Origin of the sequence: Nocardia mangyaensis, from assembly GCF_001886715.1 — a bacterium.
GTDB classification, from domain to species: Bacteria; Actinomycetota; Actinomycetes; order Mycobacteriales; family Mycobacteriaceae; genus Nocardia; species Nocardia mangyaensis.
In genome coordinates, this window is the sequence record NZ_CP018082.1 from 5,328,604 (window position 1) to 5,346,260 (window position 17,657).

Genomic DNA, 17,657 nt, shown 5'->3' on the forward strand with positions numbered 1-17,657 from the left:
CACTCGCACACAAGGAGATATCCATGGCAAGCACCACCGTCACCGTCGGCTCCTCGGTCGGCCTGCACGCCCGCCCCGCCGCCCTGATCGCCGAGGCCGTCGGCGCGGCCGGCGTCCCGGTCACCATCGCCGTCGTCGGCGGCGACCCCGTAGACGCGGGCTCGGCCCTGATGATCATGACCCTCGGCGCCGCCCAGGGCGCCGAAGTCGTCATCACCAGCGACGACCAACCCACCCTCGACAAGATCGCCGAACTCGTCGCCAGCGACCTCGACGCCTGACCGACACCCGACGAAGCCCCCCGTCGCCGCGGGGGCTTCGTCGTCTTCGGTGGCCGATACCGTCCCGCTCAGACCGAGGACGCCACGCCGACCGCGGACAGCAGTTGCAGCTTCTCGTAGCTCTCGCTCCCCGGTACCGCGGTGTAGACGAGCAGCGAGTTCGACTGCGCGGAGTCCTGCAGGATCTGGCAGTTCAGTTCCAGCAGGCCGACGGCGGGATGGAGGTATCGCTTGACTTCGTGGGGCACGATGCCGACCTCGTGCTCGTTCCACAGCACGCGGAACTGCGCGCTCTCGGCGTTCAGCAGTTCCGCCAGACGAGCGGCCTTGGACTCCGGACCGCGCCGGGTGAGCACACTCCGGAGGCCGGAAACGTACATGCGCGAATAGAACTGGTGATCCTCCGGTGGGTGTAGCGCGCGGGCCGCCGGATCGGTGAACCACCGGTAACCGATACTGCGCGATGGTCCGGTGAAGCGGCTCAGATCACCGACGAGCGCGACACCGAGCGGGGTCTGGCGCAAGGTCTCGCCGAGTTCGGTGACGATCTCGGCAGGAGTGTCGTCGGTGAGCCGGTCGAAGATGCGCAGCATGCCCGGGCTGACATAGTCGCTGTCCGCCGCCCGTGTCGGCGGTTGGTGGCCGGCGAGCCGGAACAGGTGGTCGCGCTCGTCCCTGGACAGGTGCAGGCCCTGCGCCATCGCGGCGATCATCTGTTCCGAAGGCCGCGGCCCGCGTTCTCGCTCCAAGCGCGAGTAGTAATCGGTCGACATGTGACACAGCGCCGCGACCTCTTCCCGGCGCAACCCGCTGGTGCGACGGCGCTGTCCCCGCGGAAGCCCCACGTCCTCCGGCTGCAATGCCTCTCGACGACGGCGGAGGAACTCGGCCAATCCCGCTCGATCGATCATGCCCACATTATCTACCGGGACTGATCGCACAGACACGGATCGTCGAGGCGTGGATAACTCCCGCACCACCAGGAAGGCTCGGTTCAAGGCACCCGGCCGGGTGCGTCGACAGGTCGACGTCAGGAGTGAACCGCATGCCTCGCAGACAGTACGACATCACGATCCCCGACCTCACCGGGAAACGCGCGGTGGTCACCGGCGCCAGTGACGGCATCGGACTGGGGATCGCGACGCGGCTCGCCGGCGCGGGCGCCGAAGTGATCATGCCGGTCCGCAACCCGCGCAAAGGGGAAGCCGCCGTCGCGACGATTCGCGCACAGCATCCGGCGGCGAAACTCTCGCTCGAAGAGCTCGATCTGTCCTCGCTGGCATCGGTCGCCGCCCTGGGCGAGAAGCTGCGCGCCGACAACGCCCCGATCCACCTTCTCGTCAACAACGCGGGCGTGATGACCCCGCCCGAACGACAGACCACCACCGACGGGTTCGAGCTGCAATTCGGTACCAACCACCTCGGCCATTTCGCGCTCACCGGCCACCTGCTCCCGCTGCTCGTGGCCGGGCAGGCGCGGGTGACCTCGCAGACCAGCATCGCGGCACGCAGCGGCACGATCAACTGGGACGACCTGAACTGGGAGCGCCGATACGACGGCATGGCGTCCTATCGGCAGTCGAAGATCGCGTGTGGGCTGTTCGGGCTCGAACTCGGTCGCCGCAGTGGCGCGGCGGGATGGGGGATCACGAGCACCATCGCTCATCCCGGTGTCGCGCCGACCAGCCTCCTCGCGGCACGCCCCGAGGTGGGACGCGCCGAGGACACCCGAGACGTGCGGATGATCCGGTGGCTCTCGGCACGGGGACTCGTCGTGGGCACCGTCGACAGCGCACAACTCCCCGCGCTGATGGCCGCGACCGAGGCCGAGGACGGCGGCTTCTACGGTCCGCGATGGATCGGGAACCTGGGTGGTCCGCCCGGCGAGCAGAAGCTGTGGGCACCGTTGCGCCGCACCGAGGACGCGGCACGGCTGTGGACGGTGTCCGAGGAGCTGACCGGCGTCACCTTCGCACACCCCTGAGCCGAATCTATTTGTACGATAGTTCTACTTGTACTATCGTACAAATAGATTGTTCTGGCGAGGCGGGAGTTGTCGATGCGTGCAGGAGCGAGACAGTGGGCGGGACTGGGACTGTTGGCATTGCCGACGGTGCTGCTGGGGCTCGACGTGACGGTGCTCTATCTCGTGGCACCGAGCATGGCGCGCGACCTCGACCCCTCGGGAACCCAGCTGCTGTGGATCATGGACGCCTACGGCTTCTTCATCGCCGGCCTGCTGATCACCATGGGCACCCTCGGCGACCGGATCGGTAGACGCCGTCTACTGATGATCGGCATGGTCGCCTTCGCGGCCGCCTCGGTTCTCGCCGCGTTCGCGCCCACGGCCGAGTTGCTGATCCTCGCGCGCGCCCTGCTCGGCGTCGCCGGTGCGACGCTGATGCCGTCCACGCTGTCGCTGATCTCGAACATGTTCCCCGATGCCCGCGAGCGCGCGGTGGCGATCGGGGTGTGGGCGACGATGTTCGCCCTCGGCATGGCGGCCGGGCCGATCGTGGGCGGACTGCTGGTCGACGCCTTCTGGTGGGGCGCCGCGTTCCTGCTGGCAGTGCCCATCGCGGTCGTCGTTCTCGTCGGCGCTCGCGCCCTGCTGCCGGAGTACGCCGACCGCACGGCGGGCCGGCTCGACCTGGTCAGCGTGGGCTTGTCGCTGGCGTCGATCCTGCCGGTGATCTACGCGGTCAAGCATCTCGCCGTCGATGGGGTCAGCGCGCAATCGGTCCTGTTCGTCGTAGTGGGCATCGTGGCCGGAGCGGCGTTCGTGCGCCGTCAGCGTCACCTGATCGACCCACTGCTGGACATGTCACTGTTCGGAAGCAGGGCTTTCACCGTCGCTCTTCTCGTACTACTGATCGGGCTGGTCGGCGTCGGCGGTTCGATGTACCTGGTCACCCAGTACCTCCAGCTCGTCGAAGGCCTCACTCCCTTCACAGCAGGTCTGTGGATGGGCCCACCGGCGTTGGCGATGTTCGCCGCCGCGGTCGGCGCGCCGGTGCTGGCCCGGCGCATCCGCCCCGGCTACCTCATGGGCGCCACGCTCGGGCTCTCGCTGGTCGGCTACGGACTGCTCGCGACAGCCGGACTCGACGACGAGACGGCGGTGGCGATCGGCTTCGCCTTCATCTACCTGGGCCTGGGGGCGATCGCGGCGCTGGGTACCGACATCGTCGTCGGTGCGGCGCCTGCGTCGAAGTCGGGTTCGGCGGCGTCGATGTCGGAGACCGTTCAGGAACTGGGCATCGCCGTCGGCGTCGCGTTGCTCGGCAGCCTCACCACCGCGATCTATCGCAACCAGGTCAGCGTGCCCGAGGGGCTCTCGCCGGAATCGGCGGCCGCGCTCGAGGACAGCCTCGGCGCGGCGCTGGCCGGTGATCTACCTGCCGGAACCGTGGAGTCGGCGCGGGTGGCCTTCACCACCGGCCTGAACGCGGCCGCCCTGGTCGCGGGTCTCGCCATCGCCGCCGCTACCGTGCTGTGCTTGCGCATGCTTCGCAGCGTCCCCCGGCTCGGCCAGGATCAGGGCGACAAGGTCAACGTTTGAGCAAGGAGGGGCGCATGGTCGACGACGACCTCGATGAGCACGTCGACGGACGCCGGGTACGCGGTGAGAAGCGGCGGGCGGAGATCATCGACGCGACCCTCGCCGTGGTCACGCGCGATGGCGCGGCGGGCGTCACCCATCGCACCGTCGCGAAGCAGGCGGGCATCACCACGTCGCTGAGCACCTACTACTTCACCACGCTCGACGATCTGCTGATCGCCGCCCTGACCAGCGTCGCCGATGGGTACACCGCCCGAATCCGGGGCCTCATCGACGGCGACGGCGACAAGCTGACCGGCCTGGCCGAACTGATCGCCGAGAGCGGTGGGCCCGGCCGGGATCGCGCCCTCGCCGAACGTGAACTGGCGACCATGGCGGCCCGCCGACCCGCCCTGCGCCCGGTCGCGCGGCGCTGGCGCGACAACATCGCCGAGCTGGGGGCCACCCTCACCGACGACCCGCAGGCGGTCGCGGCGCTGGTCGCCGCCTCCGATGGCCTGTGCACCGCGATCCTGCTCGACAACGGTCCCGCCGGTATCGACCATCTGCGCGCGGTTCTGCACCGGGCCATCGCGAGCTGATCGGACCAGACAACGCGAAAGGCCCGGAACCTGATGGTTCCGGGCCTTCGTTTGTAGCGGGGACAGGATTTGAACCTGCGACCTCTGGGTTATGAGCCCAGCGAGCTACCGAGCTGCTCCACCCCGCGTCGGTGAATACAACATTACACACGGGTTAGCGTGGATGCCAAATCGCCAGGTCAACACCGGTTTTCAGCAACGGATCGACGATCTTCCGCGCAGCAGGGCCGACCAAACGTGAGGTGAGACACACTTATGGTGAACAGGGAGCTATGGGTGCGAATTCCCGTGAGCGGCGTCACTATTTCTGCGTGATCTCACGCACATAACGACCAGATAACAGACCGAACGGGATCTAGTAATTCCCACAGGGTATCCAGCACAAACATCGAAAAGACACCTGTTCCGTTCATAGAATCGACCCGTTATCAAGATGTGATCGTCATCGATTTCTTGGTTAGCGTCTCCCCCATGACTGAGACCCGGAAATTCCGCACCCGTGCCCTTGGCGTCGCCGCCATCACCGGCGCCCTGGTTGCCGTTCCGTTCAGCCTGGCCGCCGGCACCGCGTCCGCCGCGAACTACAACTGGGACGGCGTCGCCCAGTGCGAGAGCGGCGGCAACTGGGGCATCAACACCGGCAACGGCTACTACGGTGGCCTGCAGTTCTCGCAGAGCACCTGGGCCGCCAACGGTGGCCAGGGTTCGGCGCACAACGCCAGCAAGGAAGAACAGATCCGCGTCGCGGAGAACGTGCTCACCACCCAGGGCATCGGCGCGTGGCCGCACTGCGGCCAGTACCTGCAGGCAGGCACGTCCGAGCCCGCCCCGGCGCCGGTCGAGGAGCCCGCCGCCGAGCTGCCGGTCGAGCTGCCCGCCGAGGCAGCCGACACCGTGCAGTCCGCCGTCGAGCAGGCCAAGGCAGCCGGCCGTGACCTCGCCGAGCAGTACGGCGTCGCCGGACAGTACCAGCAGCTGCTCGACGCCTCCGCCCCACTGATCGCCTCGATCGGCGGCTGAACCACCCCTCCCCCTGCACACGAAAGGCCCCGCCGACCGGCGGGGCCTTTCGTGTTGTCCTCGGGTGTCCGGGTTACCGGCCGCCCGCGTCCTGGTACGCCTTCACCGCGGCGTCCAGTTCGTCGAGCGCCCTACCGAATTCGGTGAAGTTGCCCGACTGCATCGCCGTGCGCACCGCCTCGATCTTGCGGTCGAGCTCAGCGGCCGCCGCATCCTGGCCGGTCCCACCGGTCGGTGGCGGCGTCACTCCCGGCCGACCGGTCCCGTCGTCCGGCGGAGTGGTCGTGGCAGCGCCCTGATCCACCGGCGGAGTAGGTCCGCCGCCTGGCTCCGGTTTCACCGCCGGATTCCCACCGGACGGCGTCGCCAGCGCACCCGCACCCGGAATCACCTGGTTGAGCGCTTCGGCCAGGGTCGGCGCGTAGCCGACCTTCACACTGCCCGCGGCGTCGCGGTAACTCACCAGCACACGCAGCAGCTGCGGGAACGTCGAGGAACCCGTGTTGCGCTCGTTGTAGAACGGCTCGACGTAGAGGATGCCGCCATCGGCCACCGGCAGGGTGAGCAGATTGCCGTAGCGGATCTTGTTCGAGTTCGAGAGCAGGGTTTTCTCGCGGGACACCGCGTCGGCGGTGGTCATCGAGTTCTGGGTCTGCTGCGGACCCTGTGTCTGCGTCTCGACCGGCAGCTGCTTCACGGTGAACTTGCCGTACCCGTCCGGGTCGGAGCGCACCGAGATGTAGGCGGAGAGGAACTGCCTGTTGTAGCCGACCATCGCCGAGGTCAGGTTGAACACCGGCTCGTTCGTCTCCGGATCACCCAGCAGCACGTAGTACGGCGGCTGATTGAACGTGCCGCCCTCGATCGTCGGATCGCTGGGCACCGACCAGAACGCGTTGTTGGTGAAGAACTCACGCGGGTTGTCCACGTGGTACTTGGTGAGCATGTCGCGCTGCACCTTGAACAGGTCCTCCGGGTAGCGGAAGTGCGACCGCAGCTCGTCGGAGATCTCGCTCTCGTCCTTCACCGCGTCCGGGAAAACCCCGCGCCAGGCCTTGAGCACCGGGTCGGTGGTGTCGGTCTCGTACAGGGTGACGGTGCCGTCGTAGGCGTCGACGGTGGCCTTCACCGAGTTACGGATGTAGCTGACCTCCTTGCGGGGGATCACCCGGCCGGTCCGCTGATCGATGCTGTCCTCGACCGCGCCGTCGAGCGAGGTCCGCTGCGCGTAGGGGTACTTCTCCAGCGTGGTGTAGGCATCGACGATCCAGACGATCCGCTGGTCGACGACCGCCGGGTAGGCGTTGCCATCGGCGGTCAGCCAGGGCGCGACCTTCTGCACCCGGTCGCGCGGGCCACGGTTGAACAGGATCTTGGAGTCCGCGCTGATCGCCGAGGAGAACAGGATGTTGCGCTCGGCGTACTTGGCCGCGAAGGCCAACCGGTTGAACCAGTTGCCGATCGGCACACCGCCGCTGCCGCTGTAGGTGTACTGCGCGGTGTCGGAGTCGTATTCGCGCGGCGCCTGGCCCTCGGCGGTGCCGACGATCGCGTAGTCGGGATCGGTCTGCGCGATCAGCTCACCGAAGTAGATGCGCGGCTGCTCGACCTTGATCTGCTGGTCGTCGATGTCGGTGAACAGATCGCTCACCATGAACAGCGGATAACCCGAGTCACTGCCGCCCGCGGCGCTCTGCGCGTCGGACTGCGGCTTGTTCACCCGGTTGGCGGGCGCGGCGACGAAGCCGTTGCCGTGGGTGTAGACGGTGTGCTGGTTGATCCAGTCCCGCTGGTTGCCCGAGAGCGCGGCCGGCTGCAGCTCACGCGCGGCGACGATGTAGTCCTGGACATCGCCGTTGAGGTTGTAGCGGTCGATGTCGAGGGCCTCGGGGAAGCCGTAGAAGTTCTTGCGCTGCTGGAGCTGGGTGAACGTGGCCGAGAGGATGTTCGGGTCGAGCAGTCGGGCATTGCCGATGGTGGCCGCGTCCGCGGGCACGTCGAGCGGGCTCTTGCTGCTCTCGCCCTTGTAGGGCTCGTATTCGACCTTGTCGTCGGTTATCCCGAACGCCTGTCGGGTCGCCAGGATGTTGCGTTCGATGTATGGACTCTCCTTCTCGGCGGCGTTGGGACGCACCGAGAACTGCTCGACCACCATCGGCCACACCGCGCCGACCAGGATCGACGACAGCACCAGCAGCGCCGCCGCCATCGCGGGCACCCGCAGATCGCGCAACACGATCCCGGCGAAGAACGCGACAGCGCAGATCACCGCGATCGCGAGCAGGATCAGCTTGGCCGGCAGCACCGCGTTGATGTCGGTGAACGACGGACCGCCGAAGGTGGGCTCCTTGCGGGTGCTCGACAGCAGGTCGTACCGGTCGAACCAGTAGGCCACCGCCTTGAGCAGCACGAAGACACCGGCCAAGATCGCGAGCTGAACACGGGCGGCCCGGGTCAGTGTGCCCTCGCGCCCGGCGAGGCGCAGGCCGCCGAATACGTAGTGGGTCACCATGTTCGCGAAGAACGCGATCACCACGGCGACGAACAGCCAGGTCAGCACCATCCGGTAGAACGGCAGGTCGAAGGCGTAGAAGCCGACGTCGAGGTTGAACTGCGGGTCCCTCTCGCCGAACTCACCGCCGTGCAGGAACATCTGCAGAGTCGCCCAATTCGACTGCGCGACGAGCCCGGACAGCAGGCCCAGCAGCACCGGGATACCGATGCCGAACACGCGCAGCTTGCTCATCACGGTGGTGCGATAGCGCGCGATCGGATCGTTGGGCCCGGCGACGGGCACGAACACCGGCCGCGACCGGTAGGCCAGCAGCAGCGCCGCCCACACGACCAGGCCGATGAACAGCGCCACGACGACGAACAGGATCAGCCGCGTGCGCAACACTCCCAGATACACACTGCGGTAACCGACCTCGCCGAACCACAACCAGTTCGTGTACGCGTCGGTGAATCGGGGCCCGAGCAGCAACAGCGCCGCGAGGACGACTGATGCCACCAGCAGCACACGGCTGCGTCGGGACAACGAAGGTAAGCCGGTGGGGGGCCGCATGCCCACGGTGCCACTCTCCCAGAGTCCAGCGGCAACCACGCCGGTGATCGGCGCAACGACCGCAGTCGAATGTTGCGGTAGGTCCGGAATCGGACCGTTGGCGCCCACTCTACGGAAATCGGACACTGCGCAAGCGGCGGGGCCGAAAATGATTGGATGGAGGGGTGACCGATGACCAGCACGCCGAAGTCGTCCTCGCCCGCTGTGTGCGCGAGGTCGTCGAGTTCGCCGACGCCGACGGGTGGGGCAATCCGCCACAGATGTTCGCGTTGGTTCCGACCGCCGACCTGGTCGCGGCCGAACCCGGTCTGCTCGATCAACTCGACGACGGCAGCGAACTCACCCCCATCGCCCAGGACGCCTTCCCCGACGACATCGCGGGGGGTTCGATGGCGATGGACGAGTTCCTCGCCACCACCACCTGGCCGCCCGCGGTGCAGGGGTGCGTACTGGTCCAGGAGATCGTGGTGCTGCCGCCCGACGCCGAGAGCGATCTGGACGAGGCCCTGGTTCCGTTGCTCGCCGACGACGATGCCGCCGACGCGGCCGGGCGCGCGGCGGCCCATGCCCACCCCGGCCGCCGCGACGCCCGGCTCATCGCGGGCGTGCTGCGCCACGGCACGTCGCTGTGCCTGCTGCAGATCCGGCCCGAGGACGACGACGGTTTCGGTGAGCTGGACCTGCGCACCTACCCCAACCTGGCGCCCGGCCTGGTCGAGGCCCTGCACCACACGCTGGAGTGACTGGAGTGATCAGCCGCAGCTGACAGCCTCGCGGCCGGCGTCGATGTCGGCCAGCGCGGTGATGGCGCTGTCGAGGGTGTCGACCTTCACCAACCGCAGGCCCTCCGGCGCGCGCTGACGGGCCTCGTTGCAGTTGTCCGCGGGGACCAGGAAGGTCTCCGCGCCCGCCTCGCGCGCGGCGATCATCTTGTACTGGATGCCGCCGATCGGGCCGACCTTGCCCTCCTGGTCGATGGTGCCGGTACCGGCGACGAACCGGCCGCCGTTGAGTTCGCCGGGCGAGAGCTTGTCGATCAGCGCGAGGCTGAACATCAGCCCGGCCGACGGTCCGCCGATGTCGGCGAGGTTGAACTCGACCTGCAGCGGCGGTCGGCCGCCCTCGCCCGGGGTGAGGCCGAGGTAGCCCTTGGCCGGGTCGTCCGGGCGGGCGGCGAGGGTGATCGGGGCGGTCTGCTCGGCGTCCCCGCGGCGGTAGCCGACCGAGATGGTGGTACCGGGGCTCTTGGTGGCCACGAGGTCGACGACGTCCTTGGGCGTGGTGATCGGCGTGCCATCGATGCTGATCAGCTCGTCGCCCTCGGCCAGGACGTCCTTGGCCGGGCCCTCGTCCCCGAGGCCGCGGACCAGCACCACGGTCGGCAGCTTCAGGAAGTGCAGCGCGGCGACCTCGGCGTCGCTCTCGGAGTCCTTGAATTCCTGCTGATTGGACTTGTCGACCTCCTCGCGCGACACGCCGGGCGGGTACACCTCGGCGCGCGGCACGAGGCCGTGCTCGCCGCTGACCCAGAACCCGAAAGCCTCGAACAGATTCAGCCCGTCGCGCACCGACACGGTGGTCATGTTGAGCTGTCCGGTCGTCGGATCCACCGGCGCTCCGGTGACATCGACCACCTCCTTGCCATCGACCTGACCGAGGGTGTCGAAGGTCGGGCCGGGCCCGAGCGCGACGAACGGCACAGTGACCACGCTGCCGACCACGCCGAGCACGAGCACGGGAACCAGGGCGACGATCAGGGTGAGGATCCGACGATTCACTCGGACCACAGTAGTGATCAGGTGCCGTGACCGACCGCAGTGGCACGCATTTGCGCCGCGCGTGCTGTCGGCGATTTCGCGATGCGCGAACACCGTCGACCCGGCGGTCCCGCGTAACGTAAGAGGTATGAGCGATCTCCCCTTCGGCTTCTCGAACCGCGACGACGACGAGTCCGGCAAGCGTCGCGACGAGGCGAACGGACCCGGCGGAACCGATCCGTTCGGTTTCGGAACGGGCGGCGCGGGCGGTTTCGATCCCTCGCAGCTCGGTCAGATGCTGACTCAGCTCGGGCAGATGATCAGTGGGATGGGTCAGGGCATGGGTCCGGGCGGCGCGCAGGCGGGCCCGGTCAACTATGACGTGGCCAAGCGGCTGGCCCGCCAGCAGCTCGGCGCGACGGTCGCCCCGATCACGGCGCGTACGACCACCGCGGTGACCGATGCCGCGCACCTGGCCGAACTGTGGCTCGATGGCGCCACCGTGCTGCCCGCCGGCGCCACCAGGACGGTCGCCTGGACTCCCAACGACTGGATCGAAGAGACCCTGCCCACCTGGAAGCGGCTCTGTGATCCGGTGGCCGAGCAGATCTCGGGCATGTGGACCGCGCAGTTGCCCGAGGAGGCCAAGCAGTTCGCCGGGCCGATGGTCGGCATGCTCGGGCAGATGGGCGGACTCGCCTTCGGTTCCCAGCTCGGCCAGGCGCTCGGACAGCTGGCCAAAGAGGTCCTGACCTCCACCGATATCGGTCTGCCACTGGGCCCGGCCGGTACCGCCGCGCTGCTGCCGACCGCCATCTCGGCCTTCAGCGAGGGACTCGAGCAGCCCGAGAGCGAGATCATGGTGTTCCTCGCGGCCCGTGAGGCCGCCCACCAGCGCCTGTTCGCGCACGTCCCGTGGCTGCGGCAGCAGGTGCTCGGCGCGGTCGAGGATTACGCTCGCGGGATCAAGATGGACTTCTCCGCGCTGGAGGAAGCCGCGCAGAACATCGACCCGATGTCGCTGAGCGATCCGTCCAAGCTGGAGGAACTGCTCTCGCAGGGCACCTTCGAACCGCAGACCACGCCCGAGCAGAAGGCCGCGCTCGAGCGGCTCGAGACCCTGCTCGCGCTGATCGAGGGCTGGGTCGACGTCGTGGTCAGCGATGCTGTCGGCGAGCGGCTGCCCGGCGCCAGCGCGCTGTCGGAGACGCTGCGCCGCCGCCGCGCGACCGGCGGACCGGCCGAGCAGACCTTCGCGACCCTGGTCGGTCTGGAACTGCGGCCGCGCAAGGTCCGCGAAGCCTCGGCACTGTGGCGGCGACTGAGCACCGACGCGGGGATGGACCGGCGCGACGGCATCTGGGCGCACCCGGACCTGCTGCCCGATTCCAGCGACCTCGACTCCCCCGCCGGGTTCATCGACTCCGTGATCGGCGGTGGCACCGGCGCTTTCGACGATCCGATGGCCCAACTCGCCGAGACCGAGGCCCGCGAACGCGACGAGCGCGGCACGTCGGATTCCGACTCCGATACCGACCCGGACAGCGGCACCGACCGCCCCTGATCCAGCCTGTCCACCCCGGTCCGCGAGAAATCGCGGTTCGTGGTGCGCGACACGCCGACACGGCTCGAATCCCGGCAAGGAATGTGGCGACGACGGGCGGTACACCGGCTGTTCACAGTTCGACCTCACCTCGCCGACACGCCGAAAGCCTGTGGACAACCAGCCTTTCGGCGGACGTCCCGGTAGCACTCACTGCCGATACTTCAGGCATGACGACCACGACGCCGCTCCGCGGCCCGATGCTCCATCCGCGGGTGATCACCTTGGTTCGCCCGTCGGGCACGGTCCAGCTGGGCTGGGACCCCGAACGCGCGCTCCTGCTCGAAACCCACGAACTCGACACGCGCACGGTGCTCGCGTTCCTGCGGCTGCTCGACGGACTACAGTCGCGACCGCAGATCATCTGGCGGGCGGGCGAATTCGGGATCACTCCCGAGCGCACCGGCACCCTGCTCGCCGCGATCGAGGCGGCGGGCCTGCTGCTCGAACCCGAACGCGGGCACGGCCGGATCCGGGCGATCACGGTGCACGGCCTCGGCCCGCTCTCGGACGCGGTGTCGATCGGCCTGCGACGCATGGGCCTTCGGCCCGCGCGTTCCCGTCCGCATCGCCGGGATGCGCTGGTGGCCGCCACGAAGTGCGATCTGATCGTGCTCGCCGACGCGCTGATGATCGATCCACGACTCTCGGTGGACCTGGTGTTGCGCCGGATTCCGCATCTACCCGTCCGGGTGCGTGACGGTGTGGGGGTGGTCGGGCCCCTCGTCCTGCCGGGCGAGACCAGCTGTCTGCGCTGTGCCGACCTGACCCGCGCCGGATTCGACGCCGACTGGCCACACCTGGCGGCACAGCTGCTCGGACGCACCGGGCACGCGTCCCCGGCGGGTGTCGCGGCCACGGCGGCGCTGGCCATGGGCGAGTTGGAGGCGATCGTCGCGTGCTCCCCGCGCCGGCGCCCCGGCACGCTCGACGCCACCGTGGAATTGGACCTCGACACCCATCAGGTGCAGCGGCGACCCTGGCCGCCACACCCGGAGTGCGGGTGCCGCACGCTGACTCCGCGGGCCTCGCAGACCTCGGAGGCGGCCGGATGAGCGCCCGGTGTGAGCATTCCCATGGCACACAGGCCCCTGATTCGGCCATGATGGGTAACGTGTCCGAGATCGTGCGCCGCAGTTCCAGCCGCAATGCCAAGTTGGCCAAAATTCCACTCGGCATCGCGGGTCGAGCCGCCGTCGGGTTCGGCAAGAAGCTCGTCGGTGGTGACAAGCAGGAGATCAACGCGACGCTGAACCAGAAGGCCGCCGAGCAGTTGTTCACCGTGCTCGGCGAGCTCAAGGGCGGGGCGATGAAGTTCGGCCAGGCCCTGAGTGTGATGGAGGCCGCCGTCCCGGAGGAGTTCGGCGAGCACTACCGCGAGGCGCTGACCAAGCTGCAGGCCGCCGCACCGCCGATGCCCGCCGAGACCGTGCACCGGGTGCTCGACCAGCAGCTCGGCACCAAGTGGCGCGAGCGCTTCGAGTCCTTCGACGACACCCCCGCCGCCTCGGCCAGTATCGGCCAGGTGCACCGGGCGGTGTGGTCGGACGGGCGCGCGGTGGCGGTGAAGGTCCAGTACCCGGGTGCCGACGAGGCCCTGCGGGCCGACTTGAAGACGCTGTCGCGGATGACCGGACTGCTGTCGTCGGTGATTCCCGGCGCCGATGTGAAGCCGCTGCTGGCCGAGATCACCGAACGCACCGAGGAGGAGCTCGACTACCGCATCGAGGCCGCCAATCAGCGCCGTTTCGCCGCGGCGTTCGACGGGCATCCGCAGATCACCGTGCCGAAGGTGGTGGCCGGTGCACCGAAGGTGATCGTCACCGAATGGCTCGAGGGCACCCCGGTCTCGGCGCTGATCAAGGCGGGCGCCGAGGACCCCGAGGGCACCCGAGCCCAGCGCAATCGGATCGCCGAGCTGATGGGCACCTTCCACTTCTGCTCTCCCGAGCTGGTCGGCCTGCTGCACAGCGACCCGCACCCCGGCAATTTCCTGGTGCAGGCCGACGGCAAACTGGCCGTGCTCGACTTCGGCGCCTGCGCGCCGATGCCCGACGGTTTCCCCGAGGTCCTCGGCCGGATGCTCGCTCTCGCCGTCGCCGAGGACCACGCCGCGCTCACCGAGTTGCTCTACGAACACAACTGGGTCATCCCGGGCCGCACGGTCACCCACGAGGAGATCGAGGCCTACCTCCTCCCCTTCAGCGACCCCATCCGCACCGACACCTTCCACTTCACCCGCACCTGGATGCAGCGGGTCGCGGGCACCGCCTCGGAGTTCTCCAGCCCGGAGATGAAAACCGCCCGCGCCCTGCAACTTCCGGCCGAATACCTGATGATCTTCCGCGTCCTCGGCGGCTCGGTCGGCATCCTGGCCCAACTCGACGCCGAACTGGGCTTCATGAGCTTGGTCCGCACCTGGGTCCCCGGCTTCCGCACCGAACGCGCCTCCTAGGCGGACCGACCGCACCGGCTCCACTCGTCCAGGCCACCGACGGCACCTACTCCTGCCAGACGGCCGCAACACCGATGGTGGGCGTACACCCCGGACACCACCACCTGGCCGTCGCCGACGACCACACCGTCACACGCGACGCGCGGAAACGACAAGCGAACCGCCCACCAGAACGCGGTGAGCGGTTCGCTTGCGGTACAACCCTTTTCCCGGGTTCATGCCGAGATCGCGACCTTGCGCGGACGACCACGGGGGCGCTTGCGGGCGATCACGACACCCTGGTCGAAGATCTCACCGCCCCACACACCCCACGGCTCGGCGCGGTCGATGGCCGCGGTCAGGCAGCCCTTGCGGATCGGGCAGGCAGCGCACAACTGCTTGGCCTGCTCGAGATCGGTGGGGCTCTCGGCGAACCACAGATCGGGGTTTCCGGCCCGGCAGGGCAGGGTCCTGGTGACCTCACGGACGCGAGGGCTCTGCGCCACGGTTCGGCATGTCACGTCAGTAGTGGCCGACGGCCAGTCCTGGGCGGTGAACACGTCGTTCTCCTTCAGCTCGTTTGCAGCGGTCGTGGTGTTCGTGTGCGAACCCGGTGCCAACGGCTGAGGAGCCGAAATAACAATGGCCACGGAATTCGCTTCTCGCGATCCGTGGCCAGGAGGTCGGGGAGTGTTCCCTACCTAGTTCGACATCTGTGTCGAGACCTGTTCACGGTCGCTGGGTGGACGCGGAGGCGGGTTGCGCCGACGAAAGCCGGTGCGTATCCGGCTTCCTCGGCGGGTGCTGCCGGTGCCGAAACGGCGGCCGGCTGCCAACCCACGCTGGGCTTGTCCTGGAGACGAATCGGGGTGTGCTGATGCATGACAGTCATCGGCACAGCGGTGGTATCGACGCCGGACAGACCGGTCCCCTGCAGAGCGAGGACCCCCCGGGAGGCGGACACCATGAATTCGTTCACCAGGACGCGATTGCCCGCGTCGAACGTGGTGTTGCTGTTCATCTGACTGCCTCCCTCCTGAACTCGTGTGCTGACAATTACCGCGCACCGAGATCACTCTCGGTGCGTGTTCTCCACCATAGGCAATGATCGAGAACCGAACAACCTATTTTCTACCTGCGGTTTTGTGTCGTGGCCCGCATCCGAGACGCGACGATGGCGAGCACGTCGGCGCCGTACTGTTCGATCTTCTTCGGACCGACGCCCGCGATGGCCGCCAGCGCCGTGTCGTCGGCGGGCAACTGCTCGGCGATGGCGGTGAGGGTGGTGTCGGTGAAGACGACGAAGTCGCGCACCCGCAGCACCTCGGCCTTCTCGGCCCGCCATTCCTGCAGTGCCTCGAGCAGAGCCGGGTCGTGCTCACCGGGACAGCGGCGACAGCGGCCGAGCATGGTCGCATAGGTGCCGATCAGCGGTTTCGCGCACACCCGGCACAGCGGGCGCTTGCCGTCGGCGTCCTTGGGGCCGGTCGCGGTGGCGGCGATCCGGGAGGCGGGCGAGTCGTCGGGAACCAGGCCGTTGAGGAAGCGCGAACGTCTGCGCACGCGTCGACCGCCCTCGGTCCTGGCCAGCGACCAGGACACCGCGAGGTGTTCGCGCGCCCTGGTGACGCCGACGTAGAGCAACCGGCGCTCCTCTTCCAGCCCCGCCTGGTCCGATGGACTGCCGTCATCGCCGAGCACGTGCTGAATGGGCAGGGTGCCGTCGCTGACGCCGACCAGGAACACCGCGTCCCATTCCAGCCCTTTGGCCGCGTGCAGCGAGGCCAGGGTGACGCCGTCGACGGTCGGCGGATGCTTGGCCTCGGCCCGGATGGCGAGCTCGCGCAGCAGCCCGGTGAGATCGATCTCGGCATCGTGGCCGACCAGTTCCTCGGTGAGCTGGACCAGCGCGAGCAGCGAGGACCACCGCTCCTTGGCCTGCGCACCCGCCGGTTCCTCCGCGGTGAGCCCGACCGGCGCCAACACGGCCCTGACCAGGGTGATCAGTTCGGCGCCGCTGCGCGACTCGTCGGGTAGATCGTCACGCGCGTCGGCTTGGCGCAGGGCCTGTACCGCCTGGCGGACCTCCTGCCGCTGGAAGAACCCCTCGCCGCCGCGCACCTGGAAAGGGATGTCGCGGTCGTTGAGCGCCTGCTCGAACGGCTCGGATTGGGCGTTGATCCGGTAGAGCACCGCGATCTCGGCGGCCGGTGTGCCCGCGGCGATCAGCTTCTTGATCCGGCCCGCGACGGCGGCGGCCTCGGCGGGCACATCGGGATACTCGGCGAACTCCGGTTCCGGACCGTCCGCGCGCTGGCCGATCAGTGCCAGCCGGGTGCCCGCGATGCGGCCGCGCGCGGCGCCGATCACCCGGTTGGCCAGCGAGACCACCTGCGGGGTCGAGCGGTAGTCGCGCTCGAGCCGGATCACCGTGGCGTCGGGGAAGCGCCGGGAGAAGTCGAGCAGGTAGTTGGGGGTGGCGCCGGTGAAGGAGTAGATCGTCTGGTTGGCGTCGCCGACGACAGTGAGGTCGTCGCGCTCGCCCAGCCACGCGTCGAGCACCCGTTGCTGCAGGGGTGTGACGTCCTGATATTCGTCGACGACGAAGCTGCGATAACGACCGCGGAACTCGTCGGCGACGGCCGGATAGTCCTCGAGCGCCGCGGCGGTGTGCAGCAGCAGGTCGTCGAAGTCGAGCAGTAGACCGTCGGCGGAGGTCTTCAACGATTCGTAGCCCGCGTAGACCTGGGCGACCCTGGCCACATCGACCGGCGCGTCGCGGTGATGCCTGGCGGCGGCGGCCGGATAGTCCTCCGGTGCGATCAGCGAGGCCTTGGACCATTCGATCTCGCTGAGCAGGTCGCGCACCAGTTCGGTGGAGTTGCCCAGGCCCGCGCGGTTCGCCGCCTGGGCGACCACCGGGAACTTGCTGTCGAGCAATCGCCACGGCACGTCACCGACGACCTGCGGCCAGAAATAGCGCAGCTGCCGCAGGGCCGCGGCGTGGAAGGTGCGCGCCTGCACCTGACCGGCCTCGCCGCCGAGGCCCATCGAGCGCAGGCGATTGCGCATCTCCCCCGCCGCACGCGCGGTGAACGTCACCGCGAGCACCTGATCGGCCTTGACGTGTCCGCCCGCGATCAGATGCGCGATCCGATGCGTGATCGTCCTGGTCTTGCCGGTCCCGGCACCGGCGAGCACACACACCGGCCCCCGTGGTGCCCGCACCGCGGCGGCCTGTTCCGGGTCGAGGGCGGTGAGATCGAGTGCTGGCACGCGCACCATCATGACAGCGACCCCCGACAATCGCGCCCACGCCCGCGCACCGGACCCGCCCCACGCGGTGACCGGGCGG

General features: G+C 68.6%; 14 protein-coding genes and 1 tRNA gene. 9 read left to right on the forward strand and 6 right to left on the reverse strand.

Annotated features, from left to right (window positions below):
• The first annotated feature begins 23 nt into the window (after positions 1-23).
• Positions 24-281, forward strand: coding sequence for an HPr family phosphocarrier protein (locus BOX37_RS24270; RefSeq protein ID WP_071929652.1), 258 nt, complete (start codon positions 24-26; stop codon positions 279-281).
• A 68-nt stretch (positions 282-349) separates the two neighbouring features.
• On the opposite strand, the gene BOX37_RS24275 is transcribed toward BOX37_RS24270, so the two are convergent.
• Entirely contained in the window at positions 350-1,192 is an 843-nt protein-coding gene (locus BOX37_RS24275) for a helix-turn-helix transcriptional regulator (RefSeq protein WP_071931834.1), read from the reverse strand.
• 134 nt (positions 1,193-1,326) lie between these two features.
• Here BOX37_RS24275 and BOX37_RS24280 point away from each other — a divergent pair, with 134 nt between their 5' ends.
• The 3 genes from BOX37_RS24280 (at position 1,327) to BOX37_RS24290 (ending at position 4,424) form a co-directional block, all read left to right on the forward strand.
• Positions 1,327-2,265, forward strand: a complete 939-nt coding sequence (locus BOX37_RS24280) for an SDR family oxidoreductase (RefSeq protein WP_071931835.1) — start codon at positions 1,327-1,329, stop codon at positions 2,263-2,265.
• Positions 2,266-2,340: 75 nt separating this feature from the next.
• Positions 2,341-3,843: an MFS transporter gene (locus tag BOX37_RS24285; protein WP_071929653.1), complete on the forward strand. Its 1,503-nt coding sequence runs from the start codon at positions 2,341-2,343 to the stop codon at positions 3,841-3,843.
• A 14-nt stretch (positions 3,844-3,857) separates the two neighbouring features.
• Positions 3,858-4,424: a TetR/AcrR family transcriptional regulator gene (locus BOX37_RS24290; RefSeq protein WP_071929654.1), complete on the forward strand. Its 567-nt coding sequence runs from the start codon at positions 3,858-3,860 to the stop codon at positions 4,422-4,424.
• Positions 4,425-4,478: 54 nt separating this feature from the next.
• Here the strand turns inward: BOX37_RS24290 and BOX37_RS24295 are convergent.
• Positions 4,479-4,552 (reverse strand) — tRNA-Met (locus BOX37_RS24295).
• A 343-nt stretch (positions 4,553-4,895) separates the two neighbouring features.
• On the opposite strand from BOX37_RS24295, the gene BOX37_RS24300 reads away from it, so the two are divergent.
• On the forward strand, positions 4,896-5,444 hold the full coding sequence (locus tag BOX37_RS24300) for a transglycosylase family protein (protein ID WP_071929655.1): 549 nt from the start codon (positions 4,896-4,898) through the stop codon (positions 5,442-5,444).
• Between the two features lie 73 nt (positions 5,445-5,517).
• On the opposite strand, the gene BOX37_RS24305 is transcribed toward BOX37_RS24300, so the two are convergent.
• Entirely contained in the window at positions 5,518-8,514 is a 2,997-nt protein-coding gene (locus BOX37_RS24305) for a UPF0182 family protein (protein WP_071931836.1), read from the reverse strand.
• Between the two features lie 158 nt (positions 8,515-8,672).
• Between BOX37_RS24305 and BOX37_RS24310 the strand changes: the two genes are divergently transcribed.
• Positions 8,673-9,251, forward strand: coding sequence for a PPA1309 family protein (locus tag BOX37_RS24310; protein WP_071929656.1), 579 nt, complete (start codon positions 8,673-8,675; stop codon positions 9,249-9,251).
• A gap of 9 nt (positions 9,252-9,260) precedes the next feature.
• Here the strand turns inward: BOX37_RS24310 and BOX37_RS24315 are convergent, their stop codons facing one another.
• Entirely contained in the window at positions 9,261-10,286 is a 1,026-nt protein-coding gene (locus BOX37_RS24315) for a YlbL family protein (protein WP_084760050.1), read from the reverse strand.
• Positions 10,287-10,413: 127 nt separating this feature from the next.
• Here BOX37_RS24315 and BOX37_RS24320 point away from each other — a divergent pair, with 127 nt between their 5' ends.
• The 3 genes from BOX37_RS24320 to BOX37_RS24330 all read left to right on the forward strand — a co-directional run bounded on the left by BOX37_RS24320 (position 10,414) and on the right by BOX37_RS24330 (position 14,323).
• The gene (locus tag BOX37_RS24320; RefSeq protein ID WP_071929657.1) at positions 10,414-11,829 is read left to right on the forward strand and encodes a zinc-dependent metalloprotease; all 1,416 of its coding nucleotides are present in this window, start codon (positions 10,414-10,416) and stop codon (positions 11,827-11,829) included.
• Between the two features lie 209 nt (positions 11,830-12,038).
• The gene (locus tag BOX37_RS24325; RefSeq protein WP_071929658.1) at positions 12,039-12,923 is read left to right on the forward strand and encodes a TOMM precursor leader peptide-binding protein; all 885 of its coding nucleotides are present in this window, start codon (positions 12,039-12,041) and stop codon (positions 12,921-12,923) included.
• Positions 12,924-12,973: 50 nt separating this feature from the next.
• On the forward strand, positions 12,974-14,323 hold the full coding sequence (locus BOX37_RS24330; RefSeq protein WP_420811638.1) for an ABC1 kinase family protein: 1,350 nt from the start codon (positions 12,974-12,976) through the stop codon (positions 14,321-14,323).
• A 215-nt stretch (positions 14,324-14,538) separates the two neighbouring features.
• On the opposite strand, the gene BOX37_RS24335 is transcribed toward BOX37_RS24330, so the two are convergent.
• Together BOX37_RS24335 and BOX37_RS24340 are read right to left on the reverse strand one after the other, a co-directional pair.
• A complete protein-coding gene (locus BOX37_RS24335) occupies positions 14,539-14,862 on the reverse strand; it encodes a WhiB family transcriptional regulator (RefSeq protein WP_420811561.1) in 324 nt (107 codons plus the stop codon).
• A 571-nt stretch (positions 14,863-15,433) separates the two neighbouring features.
• Positions 15,434-17,590, reverse strand: a complete 2,157-nt coding sequence (locus BOX37_RS24340) for an ATP-dependent DNA helicase UvrD2 (protein WP_071929660.1) — start codon at positions 17,588-17,590, stop codon at positions 15,434-15,436.
• Between the last annotated feature and the right edge of the window lie 67 nt (positions 17,591-17,657).